Source organism: Kineosporiaceae bacterium (genome assembly GCA_016713225.1).
Taxonomy (GTDB): Bacteria; Actinomycetota; Actinomycetes; order Actinomycetales; family Kineosporiaceae; genus JADJPO01.
In genome coordinates, this window is the sequence record JADJPO010000003.1 from 753,245 (window position 1) to 766,250 (window position 13,006).

The 13,006-nt window shown below is 70.4% G+C and carries 13 protein-coding genes and 1 tRNA gene; 8 read left to right on the top strand and 6 right to left on the bottom strand.

Annotated features, from left to right (window positions below; all coding sequences use genetic code 11):
* The first annotated feature begins 103 nt into the window (after positions 1-103).
* From IPK24_14505 to IPK24_14525, 5 genes are all read left to right on the top strand, one after another.
* Positions 104-679 carry a hypothetical protein gene (locus tag IPK24_14505; protein MBK8076736.1) on the top strand — a complete coding sequence of 192 codons (576 nt, stop codon included), beginning with the start codon at positions 104-106 and terminating at the stop codon, positions 677-679.
* A gap of 213 nt (positions 680-892) precedes the next feature.
* The gene (locus tag IPK24_14510; protein MBK8076737.1) at positions 893-2,014 is read left to right on the top strand and encodes an iron ABC transporter permease; all 1,122 of its coding nucleotides are present in this window, start codon (positions 893-895) and stop codon (positions 2,012-2,014) included.
* On the top strand, positions 2,014-2,808 hold the full coding sequence (locus IPK24_14515) for an ABC transporter ATP-binding protein (protein MBK8076738.1): 795 nt from the start codon (positions 2,014-2,016) through the stop codon (positions 2,806-2,808). Before IPK24_14510 ends, IPK24_14515 begins: the two co-directional genes overlap by 1 nt.
* Positions 2,805-3,851 carry an ABC transporter substrate-binding protein gene (locus IPK24_14520; GenBank protein ID MBK8076739.1) on the top strand — a complete coding sequence of 349 codons (1,047 nt, stop codon included), beginning with the start codon at positions 2,805-2,807 and terminating at the stop codon, positions 3,849-3,851. The genes IPK24_14515 and IPK24_14520 overlap by 4 nt, the downstream gene beginning before the upstream one ends.
* Before the next feature lie 109 nt (positions 3,852-3,960).
* The gene (locus IPK24_14525) at positions 3,961-4,404 is read left to right on the top strand and encodes a hypothetical protein (GenBank protein MBK8076740.1); all 444 of its coding nucleotides are present in this window, start codon (positions 3,961-3,963) and stop codon (positions 4,402-4,404) included.
* Between the two features lie 7 nt (positions 4,405-4,411).
* On the opposite strand, the gene IPK24_14530 is transcribed toward IPK24_14525, so the two are convergent.
* Positions 4,412-5,710, bottom strand: coding sequence for a hypothetical protein (locus IPK24_14530; GenBank protein ID MBK8076741.1), 1,299 nt, complete (start codon positions 5,708-5,710; stop codon positions 4,412-4,414).
* 381 nt (positions 5,711-6,091) lie between these two features.
* Between IPK24_14530 and IPK24_14535 the strand changes: the two genes are divergently transcribed.
* On the top strand, positions 6,092-8,218 hold the full coding sequence (locus IPK24_14535; protein MBK8076742.1) for a DEAD/DEAH box helicase: 2,127 nt from the start codon (positions 6,092-6,094) through the stop codon (positions 8,216-8,218).
* A gap of 98 nt (positions 8,219-8,316) precedes the next feature.
* Here the strand turns inward: IPK24_14535 and IPK24_14540 are convergent, their stop codons facing one another.
* From IPK24_14540 to IPK24_14555, 4 genes are all read right to left on the bottom strand, one after another.
* Entirely contained in the window at positions 8,317-8,727 is a 411-nt protein-coding gene (locus IPK24_14540; protein ID MBK8076743.1) for a PIN domain nuclease, read from the bottom strand.
* Positions 8,724-8,933: a type II toxin-antitoxin system VapB family antitoxin gene (locus IPK24_14545; protein ID MBK8076744.1), complete on the bottom strand. Its 210-nt coding sequence runs from the start codon at positions 8,931-8,933 to the stop codon at positions 8,724-8,726. The genes IPK24_14540 and IPK24_14545 overlap by 4 nt, the downstream gene beginning before the upstream one ends.
* A gap of 153 nt (positions 8,934-9,086) precedes the next feature.
* Positions 9,087-10,295: a Fic family protein gene (locus IPK24_14550; protein MBK8076745.1), complete on the bottom strand. Its 1,209-nt coding sequence runs from the start codon at positions 10,293-10,295 to the stop codon at positions 9,087-9,089.
* Between the two features lie 165 nt (positions 10,296-10,460).
* A tRNA-Leu gene (locus IPK24_14555) sits at positions 10,461-10,544 on the bottom strand.
* Positions 10,545-10,653: 109 nt separating this feature from the next.
* Between IPK24_14555 and IPK24_14560 the strand changes: the two genes are divergently transcribed.
* Positions 10,654-11,973 (top strand): M20/M25/M40 family metallo-hydrolase, encoded by a 1,320-nt coding sequence (locus tag IPK24_14560; GenBank protein ID MBK8076746.1) that lies wholly within the window; start codon positions 10,654-10,656, stop codon positions 11,971-11,973.
* 394 nt (positions 11,974-12,367) lie between these two features.
* On the opposite strand, the gene IPK24_14565 is transcribed toward IPK24_14560, so the two are convergent.
* Positions 12,368-12,577 (bottom strand): hypothetical protein, encoded by a 210-nt coding sequence (locus IPK24_14565; protein ID MBK8076747.1) that lies wholly within the window; start codon positions 12,575-12,577, stop codon positions 12,368-12,370.
* 81 nt (positions 12,578-12,658) lie between these two features.
* Here IPK24_14565 and IPK24_14570 point away from each other — a divergent pair, with 81 nt between their 5' ends.
* Entirely contained in the window at positions 12,659-13,000 is a 342-nt protein-coding gene (locus IPK24_14570) for a primosomal protein (GenBank protein ID MBK8076748.1), read from the top strand.
* Positions 13,001-13,006 lie beyond the last annotated feature (6 nt).

Here is a 13,006-nt window from a genome sequence, read left to right on the forward strand (position 1 = left end):
AGGGTCTCGACATCAACATCCCGCGTCCCGTAGAAAGGCAGCATCTTCGACCTCGGTGAGCTGCCGGCTCTGCCAGGGTTCGACCCCGATCGTGGAGCCGCCCGTGAGCCGTCAGTCCGTCGCGCGTGACCTCGAGTCACTCGCGCAGCTGGGTGTGGCTGCCAGGGCACCGATCTTCGCGCTGGCCACCGTGACGCTCGGAGCCGGCGGGCACGTCGTGTCCGGAGGTGGCCTGCCGGGCCCACTCGCGTTGGCCGCCTCGACGGCCACGGTGGGACTGGTCGCCTGGCGCACCGCTCGGCGAGAGCATTCCCTGCCCCGGCTGCTCGTGGCCGTTGGTGCCAGCCAGGTCGCCCTGCACCTGGCGTTCGGCCTCGGCGCGAGCGCCGACGGCCACCGGCATGCCGGGTCACCGGGCCTGCCGGCGGCGTGGATGTGGGCAGCCCACCTTCTGGCCGCGCTGAGCATGGCGTGGTGGCTGCGACGAGGCGAGGCCGCCGTCTGGCGACTCGTCCGGCGAGCGGTGCAGCTCGCCGTCCGGCTGGTTCGCCACCGACTCGGCCTGCCCCTGGCACCGCGCCTTCAGCGCACGACGCCGGCATGGCACGGCCTCATGGCCGGAGCTCAACACCTGGTGATCCGTTGTGCTCCCCACCGGGGCCCACCGGTCCTGATCTGATCCGGGCCGAGCGCAGTTCCCTGTCGCGCCATCACGTTTCGACACGTCAGCACGTCCTCGCCGCGCGGGGACGTCGCGTGCGCTGCGCCTGCCCGGGCTGACTCCTCCCTGTCGCCGCCAACCGACGACGGGTTCGACCTGCCTGCCTGATGGACCCTGCGCACCGGCATCTGCCCCCTGGGCGTCGTCGGGCGCTCGACCACGAGGACTCACATGACTGCTCTCGCCACGCGATGGCGCCTGCCCGGATCCGCTCCTCCCCGTCGAACCGGCCGCAGCTCCGCGGCCCTCATCCCACCGCGGGCCTACCCGCTCGTGCTGATCGCCCTCACCGTGCTGCTGGTGCTCGCCGTCCTGCTGGCCATCTCGGTCGGCTCGGTGCACCTGCCACTGCGGACGGTGTGGTCGGTCGTCCTCGACCACACCCTCGGCGGCCTCCGAGACGGCAGCCCGGCCGTCGACCGGCGCGACGACGCCATCATCTGGAACTTCCGTGCACCGCGAGCCCTGTTGGCCGTCGTCGTCGGGGCGGGCCTGTCCATCGCCGGTGCGGCGCTGCAGGTGCTGGTGCGCAACCCGCTGGCCGACCCGTACCTGCTCGGCGTGGTCCAAGGCGGCAGCCTCGGAGCCGTCCTGGCGATCGGGCTCGGGAGTGCCGCGATCGGCAAGGCGGCGTTGTCCGGAGCGGCCTTCCTGGGCGCCATGAGTTGTCTGCTGCTCGTGCTCCTGTTCGGACGCCGCCACGGCGCGGTCTCCACCGGGCGCCTGGTGCTGGCCGGGCTCGCGGTCGGCTATGTCTTCCAGGCCGCGACCAGCTTCGTCGAGCTTCGCCTGACCGACGGCGAGGGACTGGCAGGGGTGGTCTTCTGGCTGCTGGGTACGGTGGCCGCCGCGTCCTGGTCGGATCTGGGCATTCCCTCGGCCCTGGTCCTGATCACCACGGTGTGGTTGACGGTGCAGGCGCGCCCGATGAACGCCCTGCTCATGGGGGACGACTCGGCCACAGCGCTGGGAATCAGGGTCAGCAGGTTCCGGCTGCAGCTGGCCATCGCCTCGTCGGTGTTGACGGCGTGCGTGGTGGCCGTGGCCGGGGGAGTCGGATTCGTCGGGTTGATGATCCCGCACACCGCGCGGCTGTTGGTCGGGGCCGACCATCGCCGACTGCTGCCGGTCACCGCCCTGGGCGGCGGCCTGTTCCTCGTGGTGGTCGACATCGTGGCGCGCACGGCCGCCTCGCCCCTGGAACTGCCGCTGAGCGTCATCACAGCGGCGGTCGGTGCCCCCTTGTTCCTGTGGCTCATGGGCCGCAACGACCGCACGCCGGGGGTGGCGTGATGCGCCTGAACCTGGACGGTGTCTCGGTAGAGCTCGACCGTCATCGGATCGTGGACGAGGTCGACCTCGAGGTCGGCGACCGAGAGGTAGTAGGCCTGATCGGGCCGAACGGCTCGGGCAAGTCCACCCTGCTGCGCACGGTGTACCGGGCGCTCGCTCCAATGGCGGGCGTCGTCCGGCTGGGCGGGGACGACGTGTGGAGCCTGGCACCGCGCGAATCGGCCCGCCGGACGGCGGTGGTCGCCCAGGAGGCCCCGCCGGAGTTCGACTTCACGGTCGAGGAGGTCGTCACCCTCGGCCGGCTGCCACACAAAGGGCTGTTCGACGGTGAGACGGACGAAGACCGCCGCCTGATCGTGGAGGCCCTCGACCGGGTAGGCATCGCCCACCTCACGCACCGGGTCTTCACCACTCTCAGCGGTGGTGAGAAGCAGAAGGCCTTGCTGGCCAAGGCCTTGGTGCAGCAACCATCCCTGCTGGTGCTCGACGAGCCGACCAACCACCTCGACATTCGCGCCCAGCTGGAGCTGCTCGAGCTGATCCGTGAGCTCGGGGTGAGCACCCTCACCGCCCTGCACGAGCTCAACCTCGCCGCCGCGTACTGCGACCGGCTCTACCTGCTGGACGGCGGTCGCCTGGTCACCTCCGGCCCACCCACCGACGTGCTGACCCCCGAGGTGCTCGGCGCCGTGTTCGGCGTCGCCGCTCACCGGGCCGAGCATCCGGACACCGGACGCCTCCAGCTCGTCTTCGCACCCCTTCGTCAACCCATCACCGAGAGGACCTCGTCATGAAACGACTACTGCAGCTCACCACCGCGCTGTGCGCCGGGTTGGTCCTGGCCGCGTGCGGCGCCGACTCGACCTCGACGTCCGGCTCGTCCAGCGCCGCCGGGCCGTCGAGTGCCGTGGCGCGGGCCGCCGTCACCGTCGAACAGTGCACGGGGGAGAAGCGGGATCGCAAGGTCACCTTCGACACCGTGCCGGAGCGCATCTTCACCCTCGATCCTCAGTCGGCCGAGTTCATGATCGCGCTCGGGCTGGGCGACCGCATCGTGGGGACCTGGGACATGTACGACGACGCGGCCTTCGCCGATGCCCCCACGTACGCCGCCGAGCTGAAGAAGCTCGAGAAGGTGGGCGACGGCAAGACCTGGCCCCCGCCGATCGAACAGATCGCCTCGACCAAGCCCGACATCGTGGTGACCACCTACCGGCTCAACATCCCGAACTACCTCGACGCCAACCGGTTGGAGAAGGACGCCGGCATCAAGGCCTACAGCTTCACCACCTACTGCACCGAGAAGGTGATGCGCGACTTCGACCCGCTGTTCGCCGACATCACCGCCCTGGGCCAGATCTTCGACGTGGCACCCAAGGCCGAGGCCTTGATCGCCCAGATGCGTGATCAGCTGGCCAAGGCCGCCGCGCTCACCCAGGGCAAGCCCCGGGTGAAGGTCTGGGAGTACGCCGGCGAGGAGATTCCCTACCCGGTCGGCGGGACGGGCATGCCCAACGCGATCATGTATCTGGCCGGCGCCGACAACGTCTTCGAGGACGTCAAGGCGGTCTACGGCGAGGTGTCGTGGGAACAGGCGGTCAAGCGCAACCCCGCCGTGGTCTGGCTGCAGACCTCGGCCGGGCCCGGCTTCATCGAGACCGAGGACGGGCTCAAGAAGGCCACCGAGAAGAACCCCGGGATCGCCGGAATCGACGGTGTGGCCAAGAAGAGGTACGTCGTCGTGCCGTACACCACAGCCGGGACCCTGAGCATCCACAACGCCGAGGCGGTGCTCGACTTCGCCACCAAGCTGCAGAAGGTCACCTCGACCTCCTGAGCCCGGTGTGGTCGGCCCCGGCTCGGGGGCGGGGCCGACCACGCTGCGGGTGTCGTGCCGGGGCCGGGCAGGCCCCCTGCCACCTGGGGGATCGGCCTAAGATCGGCGCATGCCCCGCGAGTCGTCCGGCGACTGGCCCGAACGCCGCCGTGAGGCCGCGCGCGAACAGGCCGCTCGGGCCGATCGTCGTCGCGAGACCGAGACCGCACGAGCCTGCCAGCAGGTGGCCGGTTTCGCGGCCGAGGCACGGGCGCGACGGCTGATCTCGCACCCCTTGCTGGCTCGCTCGGGGGAGCGGCGCGGCAGCTACCGCACCGGCCTCACCGGCTGGTACCTCACCCGCGACGGCTCACTGGGGGTGACCGAGGACGGCGAGTACTACGTGCTGTCCTGCCCGCCCAGCCGCCTCGGCCTGTTCCGCGGCGTGCACCTGGAGCCCGCCGATCCACCCCTGCAGGTCGGTGCCGGTGCCCGGGACGGCGAGTCGATCGCGCTCGATGTCCTGCTGGCGATGCGGCTGGCGGCAGGCGACGACTGGCCCCGAACCCGCTGAGCGCCGTTCAGGCGCCCCGGACGATCTCTGCCAGGTGGGCCACCGGCCACCGCCGGTCGAACAGCGTGGGATCGCCGTCGTCCTCGCGGCGCAACTGCTCGATGAGGCGCACGTATCCGACGAGGTCGAGGCCACGCAGCAGGTCGAGCAGCGCCGAGGCCTCGCCCACGGCGGGAGCGTTCGGGGCGACGAGCCGGTCGTAGATGTCGACCACCTGATGGACCATGGCGAGGTGGGAGGCCCCGGGGTCGACCGACGGGAAGTTGGTCGCCGCGAAGTCCTCGGTGAACACGATGGGCTCGACGGCCAGCGCTTGCGGCCCGTGCACCCCGGCGAGGCGGATGAGCAGTTCGACGTCGAAGGTCTCGTGGAAGGAGGCCAGCCGCGGCAGCACGGGCGCCAACGCAGCGGCGTCGAAGGCCTTGAAGCCCGCCTGGGTGTCCAGCACGTGTGCCAGGGCCGGGATCAGCATGGCCCGCACCGCGTGCCGGAACAGGATGATCAGCTTGTCGGGCTTGCCGCCGGTGCTGTGTGGCTCGGAGTGCGGGCCATCGGGCTTGACCAGGACGGCGCCCGGCATGCCGTAACGCTGGCCGAGGGCCGCAACCACGCTGTCGCCCGTCGCGATCGCTGCCGCGAGCGAGCCCAGTTGAGCCAGGTTGGCGGACAGATCGGCATCGGTCGAGCAGATGAGGTGTCGCACCATGCCGGCCGCGGCGGGTGCCCCCGCCTGCACCGAGGCGACCAGCCCGGCCAGGATCGACCCGCCCTTGCGGGACTGGTCGGTCGAGGTCAGGGCCTCGAACGCCGGGCTGAAGGGACCGAGCTCGGTGTGCCCGGCGATCACCTCGGCCAGGCGCAGCACGTTCACGCTGCGATGGCCGACGGTCGGGTAGCCCTCGGCCGCAACGATCTTCGCCATCACCTCGGCGCTCGACGGCCGATCCGGACAGCCGTCGTCCACCGCCACGATGCTCCAGGTGACCGGCAGATCCGTTGTCAGCCAGTCGAGTTGGCGGACCTTCTCGCGCAGGAAGTCCTCACCGTGCGGATGCTCGGACCGGGGCAGGATGCGTCCGGTCTCGCCGTACATCGCCCAGACCACGCTGAGGTGGAGCGGCGTCGTGACCGCCGCCAATCGCCGGCGGGCGTGAGCCGCGGCAGCGGCCTCGGTCGCCACCGCGCCACCGGGCTCGTCCGGCTCGCCCGTCGGCTGCTTCCCGTCCCGCAGGGCTGATGCCCGGTCCAGCACCCACCCGTTCTGCGCCGCATCCGTCAGGTCTCGGGCCAACGGTCGGTGATCCATGGTCGAAATCTAGGCCAGGTCACCACTACGCTGAAGGTGATGGCCACGACGTGGGAGTCGGCGGCCGTGGCGTGACAACCACGGACGCGGTATGACGTGTGCTTCGCTGGGCGTTGTCATGTGGGCACGGCCACCACGCGACGAAAACGGGTCGTCCACCGCAGGCCTTCCCCTACGGTGGTGAGCAGCCGAGCCGGTACCGGTTCGGGTCCTCGAGAGGCGCCCGCGCAGCTGGCGGCACCTTCGTCTTCGGCGGATCCGCAGGTCGTGTCGGTGTCCGTGCAGAGTGTTCGGCGCGGGGCAGCGTTCCTCGCCCCCGTTCGCGCGCTCGTACGGCATGGTGCCGCGGTCATCGTGAGCGGCATGTCAGAGGAGGAGTGAGTGGCTCGAGCAGGCCAGCGCCGGTCGGGTGATCGGCGTCCCGCCCGGCGGACGCAGCGACCTGATCGCCCCCCCGGCGACGTCGCCTCCGTGCTGGCTCGAACCGTCCGGGAGGTCGAGGCGGCCGTTCGGGCCGGACGGACGACGCCGTCCGTGCGGACGACGTTCCAGGCCGTCACCCTGTTGTTGCGGGAAGAGCGGACCCGGGTTCGCGAGGACGCGGCCATCAGCGACAAGCGTCGAGTCGAGCAGCTCAAGCGGCTCGACGGCATCGCCGCGATTCTCGCCGGGATCGCGGTGCGGGACGCGGGGTTGCTGGCCCTGCTCGCCGACGAAGCCGGCGTCTCGGACAACGCCCGCGAGCGCAGACGAGACCTGCTGCGCGCCGCCGGGATCGAGGCGGCGCCCGAGGCGGAGGCACCCGTCGTGCGCCCGGCCAGCGCTGTCACCGAGCGCCGCGTCGTGCCGCAGTCGGTGACCTCCCGCCAGCTCGCCAACCCCTTTCTCGCACCCGACATGTCCACGCCGCGACCGGTGCCGGCCCGCGCGCGCCGCCTGGCCAGCTGGGAACTGCTCGGCCCACTGTTGAACTCGTTCGAACGCGCCGGGGGAACGGCCCCGGCGTGCATGGCGCTGCCGGCACCGACGACACAGTTCACCCCGCTGGGTGAGCAGCTGATGCCACACCAGGGACGGCTGATCGCGGCGGCCGCTGCCGGCCACCGGACCTTCCTGCTGGCCGACGAACCAGGGCTGGGCAAGACGGCCCAGGCCCTGCTCGCCGCCGAGGCGTCCGACGCCTTCCCGTTGCTGGTGGTCGTGCCGAACGTCGTCAAGACCAACTGGGCCCGCGAGGCTGCGCGCTGGCTGCCGCACCGCCAGACAACCGTGGTTCATGGCGACGGGGACACGGTCGACGGCTTCGCGGACATCGTCGTCGTGAACTACGACGTGCTCGACCGCCATCTGGGCTGGCTGGGGGATCTGGGTTTTCGCGGCATGGTCGTCGACGAGGCGCACTTCATCAAGAACAAGACCTCCCAGCGGTCCAGGAACGTGCTCACGCTGTCGGAGCGCGTCCGGTTCCGCACCGCCCGCCCGCTGCTCATGGCCTTGACCGGTACCCCGTTGATCAACGACATCGAGGATTTCCGGGCGATCTGGCAATTTCTCGGGTGGACCGATGACAGCACGCCGGTGGGTGAGCTGATGAATGCCCTCGAGGAGGCCGGTCTGACGCCGGCCGACCCGGGGTTCTCGGCCTCGGCGCGCCAGTGCGTCATCGACCGGGGGATCGTGCGCCGCCGCAAGGTCGAGGTTGCCGCAGATATCCCCGCTCGGCGCATCGCCGACCTGCATGTCGAGTTGGACGGCGCAGCAGGGCGCTCGATCCGCGCCGCGGAGCGCGACCTGGCGCGTCGCATGGTGACGCAGTACCAGAACGCGCTGGCGGCCCGGTCGGTCGTCGTCCAGGGTCTCGATCTCGACCTGGTGCGCCGCGTGGCCCGGTCCGAGTTGAAGCAGGCCAAGGCGGCCAAGACGGGCGACAACGTGTTCACCATGTTGCGCCGCATCGGCCGGGCCAAGGCCGAGTTGGCCGCCGACTATGCGACGCAGCTGGCCCGCAGTGCCGGCAAGGTCGTCTTCTTCGCCAAGCACATCGACGTGATGGACGCCGCCGAGGAGACGTTCGCCCAGCAGGGGGTGCGTTTCGCCTCCATCCGCGGCGACCAGACGCCCACGGTGCGGCAGAAGAACATCGACAGCTTCGTCAACGACCCCGATGTCGCCGTGGCGGTCTGCTCCCTGACGGCTGCCGGCGTGGGCCTGAACCTGCAGGTCGCCTCGAACGTCGTCCTGGCCGAACTGTCCTGGACGGACGCCGAACAGACCCAGGCCATCGACCGCAGCCACCGCATCGGCCAGACCGAGCCGGTCACCGCGTGGCGCATCATCGCCGCCCAGACCCTGGACGCCCGCATCGCCGAGCTGATCGACAGCAAGGCCGGCCTGGCCGCCCGAGCTCTGGACGGTTCGGACGAGGAGGACTCGGGGACCACCGACGTGCAGCTCGAGGCGTTGGTCGCGCTGCTCACCGACGCCCTGCGGGCCGACTCGACCGCCTGACCCGAGGACCCTCAGCCCATACCCGTCGACGACGTCGACCCAGCGGACCGTCGCGACCGTCGACGGGATGCTCGACGGTGGTGCGGTCGCGGCGGGGTTCAGAGTGCGGTGATGCGGCGCACTGGTTGGCCGGTCACTGCGGCCACGGTCTCGAAGTCGCGGTCCTCGCTGAGAACGATCAGCTGGTGCCGTTCCGCGGTCGCCGCGATCAGTAGGTCGACGGCGCCGGCCGACCGGTGCTCGCCGCGCCGGGTCAACGCCTCCTGGATCTGCGCCGCCCGCTCGTACGCGCGGTCGGCCATCGGCACCCAGGCGAAGACCTGGCTCAGCAGCCGCTGCTTGTCGAGCCGGTCGGCCAGCGATCGCGCCGAGTAGAGGAACTCCAGCTCCACGACCGGGCAGACGGCGATCACCCCTGCGGACAGGAAGTCCACCCATGCCGCCCGGTGCTCCTTCTGCAGGATCCGGGCCAGGCCCGAGGTGTCGATCAGGAAGCGGGCGACGCTCACCGACGGTCGTCCGTGCCGTCCAGGAGATCGTCGAAGTCGCCCTGGTCGGCCATCGCCCCCAACTGCTCCAGTGCTCGGAGACGGAGCAGCCGGGCCGACACCTCACGCAGTGCCGCGTTCACCGTGTCCTTCTTCGTGGTGGTCCCGAGAACCTGCGCCGCCGCCGCAAGCGCCTCGTCGTCGATCTCCACCGGAGTCTTCGTCATTCCCACCGCAGCTCGCCCGCCCCTCACCATAGTTCGATATCCAAGATAGTATATTCGGATGTCTGAGATATCCTCAAGCAGGGGGTGGCGTGGCGGTGTTTCTGCCGCAGACGGCGTGGCGCGTGGACGCCGAGGCACCGACCCCGCCGGTTCTCAGCGGCTGGCGCGGGCGATACGCAGGCCGAGGTCGTCCAGCTCGTCCAGGACGGCGCCGGCACCCCAGACCTGGTCGCGTTTGCGGTCGGTCAGTGGGCGCAGCACGCCCGCCTCGTGCAGTCGGCCGATGGCGGTGAAGACGCTGCTGCGGGGCGCGTCCACGAGGGAGCATGCTCCCTCGGAGGACAGGATCGGGTGGGTGGGAAGCTGCGCGAGCAGCTTGGCGGTCGCGCTGTCCGAACGAACCGGCCCTGTGAGAGACCTCCATTCGGAGGGGACGGCTTCGAGCCGGGTTGCGGTCGTGGTGGCTTCGGTGGCAGCCGTCCGGCATGCGTGGGCAAAGGTGGCGAGCAAGGGGCGGATCTGCCCGTTTCGATAGGCCTCCAGCAGGTCGAAGTAGCGCTCGCGATGGGCCACCAGCGCCGAGGCGAGCGGGACGACGATGTGGGTGGTGGCCCGCCGCCGGCGCAGGATCGTGTTGATCAGCGCCCGACCGATGCGCCCGTTGCCGTCGGTGAAGGGGTGAATGGACTCGAACTGGGCGTGGGCAATCGCAGCCTGCGCCAGGGCGGGCACGTCGTCGCGGTTGGCGAAGTTCAGTAGATCGGTCATATAGGCGGCCACGGTGTCGGGCGGGGGCGGGACGTACAGCGCGGCGCGGGGGGAGTGGTCACTGCCGCCGATCCAGTTCTGCATGTCGCGGAGCTGCCCGGCGTGGTCGGCCTCGGACGGGTCATGGGCCATCAGGAGAGCATGCGCTGTCAGGATGTTGTCGAGGGCGAGCGGGCGTTCGGAGGAGACGGTGCCAATCATGGAATCCAGCGCGGCCGTGGCTGCCGCCATCGACACGGCGGAGGCGTTCGCACGGCTGCCGTGCAGGGCACGGGCGTAGTCCTCGAGATCGGCCTCCACCAACTCGATCTTCGATGAGGCAAGGGACTCTGTTCGCAACAGCAGCAATCCGAGGGCCTTCAACGTGCTGTCGTGGGTGGCGTCCAGGGCAATGATCTGGCGCATTGCCTCCTCGAGGTCGGCGGCCACGGTGCCGTCGAGCACGAGCGAGCGGTCGGCGATCAGCGGTGGCAGGGATACCGTGACCTCGCGGAGCATCCGATCGTCCCGGGTCCCAGCCCGGAACTGCTGGCGCCACGGACGGACCTCGCGCCGGTGCGCCGGCCAGTCATCAGCCGAGGTCTCGTCGATCATGGACCTGAACGCCTCTCATCTCGGATCCACTCAGCATAGTCCGACTTAGCACTCGTAAGTCGGACTAGCGAGCCGGTTGATCCGAGTTTCTGATGGCACTGACAGCAGAAAACCCATGTCGTCCAGGCTCAACTGACCAACCTGACCGACATGGGTTCTTCGTCGTGTCCGAGGGGGGACTTGAACCCCCATGCCCCTGAGGGCACTAGCACCTCAAGCTAGCGCGTCTGCCAATTCCGCCACCCGGACGAGGTGTGGTGCGACGCCGTGGAGCCACTGTCGTGGCTCGCGGCGCAGACGAGATTAGCACGCGCGCAGCACCCGTCCCGACGGGGTTTCGCCAGCTAGCTTTGCCCCCATGACCCCCACTGTGCCCGCACTGCGCGCCGAGGACGAGGTCGTCGAGCTCTGCCGCGACCTGATCCGGATCGACTCCTCCAACTACGGCGATCACTCCGGCCCGGGGGAGCGCCGGGCGGCCGAATACGTGGCCGCCAGCCTGGCCGAGGTCGGGCTCGACCCGGTGATCCTGGAGTCCCACCCCGGACGGGCCAGTGTCGTGGCGCGCCTGGCAGGGGCCGACCCCAGCCGGCCGGCGCTGCTGCTGCACGGCCATCTGGACGTCGTCCCGGCACAGGCCGCCGACTGGCAGGTCGACCCGTTCTCGGCGGAGGTACGCGACGGCTGCATCTGGGGCCGCGGCGCCGTCGACATGAAGGACATGGACGCGATGATCCTGTCGCTGGTGCGCGAGTTCGCCCGCACCGGCACGAAGCCGCCTCGCGACCTGGTGTTGGCCTTCCCGGCCGACGAGGAGGCCGGCGGCGAGTGGGGCGCCGGCTTCCTGGTGCGCGAACACCCGCAGCTGTTCGAGGGAGTCAGCGAGGCGATCAGCGAGGTGGGCGGGTTCTCGGTCGAACTGGCCGGACGCCGCGCCTACCTGTTGCAGACCGCGGAGAAGGGCATCGCCTGGCTGCGCCTGGTCGCCCACGGCCGGGCCGGGCACGGCTCGCAGATCAACACCGACAACGCGGTGACCCGCCTCGCCGCGGCGGTCACCCGGATCGGCGCCCACCCGTGGCCGATCGAGGTCACCCCGACGGTTCGCGCCTTCCTGGCCGGGATCGAGGAGCTCACCGGCGTGCACCTGCCGGTCGACGACCCGGACGCTCTGGTCGCCACGCTGGGCACCACGGCCCGCTGGGTCGGCGCCACCCTGCAGACCACCGCGAACCCCACCGTGTTGCAGGCGGGCTACAAGCACAACGTGATCCCCGGCGAGGCCAGCGCCCTGATCGACTGCCGCTACCTGCCCGGGCACACCGCGGACGACGTGCGCGCCACGATCCGGGACCTGGCCGGTGAGGGCATCGACGTCGAGACGGTGACCGAGGCGATCTCCCTCGAGGTGCCGTTCAGCGGTTCGCTCGTCGACGCCATGATCGCGGCGCTCCAGGCCGAGGACCCGGGCTGCGCCGTCCTGCCGTACTGCCTGTCGGGTGGCACCGACAACAAGGCCTTCGCCGAACTCGGCATCACCGGCTACGGCTTCGCGCCGCTGCGGCTGCCCGCCGACCTGGACTTCTCCGGCATGTTCCACGGGGTCGACGAACGGGTGCCGATCGAGTCGCTGCTGTTCGGTACCCGGGTGTTGCGGCGGTTGGTGGCCACCAGCTGATCGACGACGATCGAGATCTCCAGCCAGGTTGCCCACCGACATGCCGTCGACCTCTCACCCCAGGTGACGCAGGACGTAGCAGCCCGGGGCTCGACACGCAGGCTGCGGTGCAGGGGCGACTCGGACGTCCGGCTGATGGTGCGGGCCAGGGTCGAACCACCCTCGGGGTTCATGCCGAACGCCATCGCGACCGCCTCGACCGCGGTCGACGTGCCGCTGCCGTTCTCGCCGACGAGAACCGTCGCGGGCCCCGGATCGAGCCTGCCGCCGCCCAGCAATCGCCGCACGGCGGGGATCGTCGCGGGCCACGCAGCGGTGTCGAGGGACTCGTCCGGCTCGACCACGACGCGGCGCACCGGAAGCCGGAAGCTCTTGTCCACGAAAGGGTCCGGCGTCAGGCGGTGCGCACGACACGGATGATGCGGCGTCGGATCCACGCCCGGCGCACGCCACCCAGATAGAGCCGTACCCGCGCCACCTCCCAGTGGCCGTGTTCGGCCAGATCGGCCAGCACCGACTGGGCCTCCTGCCGGCTCACCCGGGGGCGGAAGGCGACCACGCGGTATTCGTATTCAGCCCGCGAGTCCGGTAGATCCTCGGGCAGCGGATCCACCGGATGCAGGGCGAAGAGAGTCGAGGGCTCGGTCATCACGCCAATGTCACCACGAACCGCTACGGTCATGCCATGACGACGGATCCGCGGGCTGCACTCGATCGTCTGATGGCAGCCCTGGAGGCTCACCTGCAGGCGGCCGGACGACGCCAGGGCGAGGCCGATCCCGCGGTGGTCGCGGCCTATCAGACCCTGGCTGACGCGTTCGAGACCTACGACGAGGCGCTCTACACCGCCTTCGACGAGGTCACCCCGTTCGTCCTCTACGACGACACCGAGGACGCCGACGACCTGGACGACGACGACGTCGACGAGTTGGACGACGACGAGTTGGACGACGACGAACTCGACGAGGACGTCGTCGACGAGTTGGACGAGGTCAGCGACGACCTCGAGGACGCCGACGCCCGCTGAGTGCCC

Bases quoted from the DNA above. Each gene is read 5' to 3' on its own strand.
- IPK24_14530 (MBK8076741.1), bottom strand. From the start codon at position 5,710: ATGGATCACCGACCGTTGGCCCGAGACCTGACGGATGCGGCGCAGAAC.
- IPK24_14510 (MBK8076737.1), top strand. From the start codon at position 893: ATGACTGCTCTCGCCACGCGATGGCGCCTGCCCGGATCCGCTCCTCCC.
- IPK24_14570 (MBK8076748.1), top strand. From the start codon at position 12,659: ATGACGACGGATCCGCGGGCTGCACTCGATCGTCTGATGGCAGCCCTG.
- IPK24_14560 (MBK8076746.1), top strand. From the start codon at position 10,654: ATGACCCCCACTGTGCCCGCACTGCGCGCCGAGGACGAGGTCGTCGAG.
- IPK24_14520 (MBK8076739.1), top strand. From the start codon at position 2,805: ATGAAACGACTACTGCAGCTCACCACCGCGCTGTGCGCCGGGTTGGTC.
- IPK24_14515 (MBK8076738.1), top strand. From the start codon at position 2,014: ATGCGCCTGAACCTGGACGGTGTCTCGGTAGAGCTCGACCGTCATCGG.
- IPK24_14525 (MBK8076740.1), top strand. From the start codon at position 3,961: ATGCCCCGCGAGTCGTCCGGCGACTGGCCCGAACGCCGCCGTGAGGCC.
- IPK24_14545 (MBK8076744.1), bottom strand. From the start codon at position 8,933: ATGACGAAGACTCCGGTGGAGATCGACGACGAGGCGCTTGCGGCGGCG.
- IPK24_14550 (MBK8076745.1), bottom strand. From the start codon at position 10,295: ATGATCGACGAGACCTCGGCTGATGACTGGCCGGCGCACCGGCGCGAG.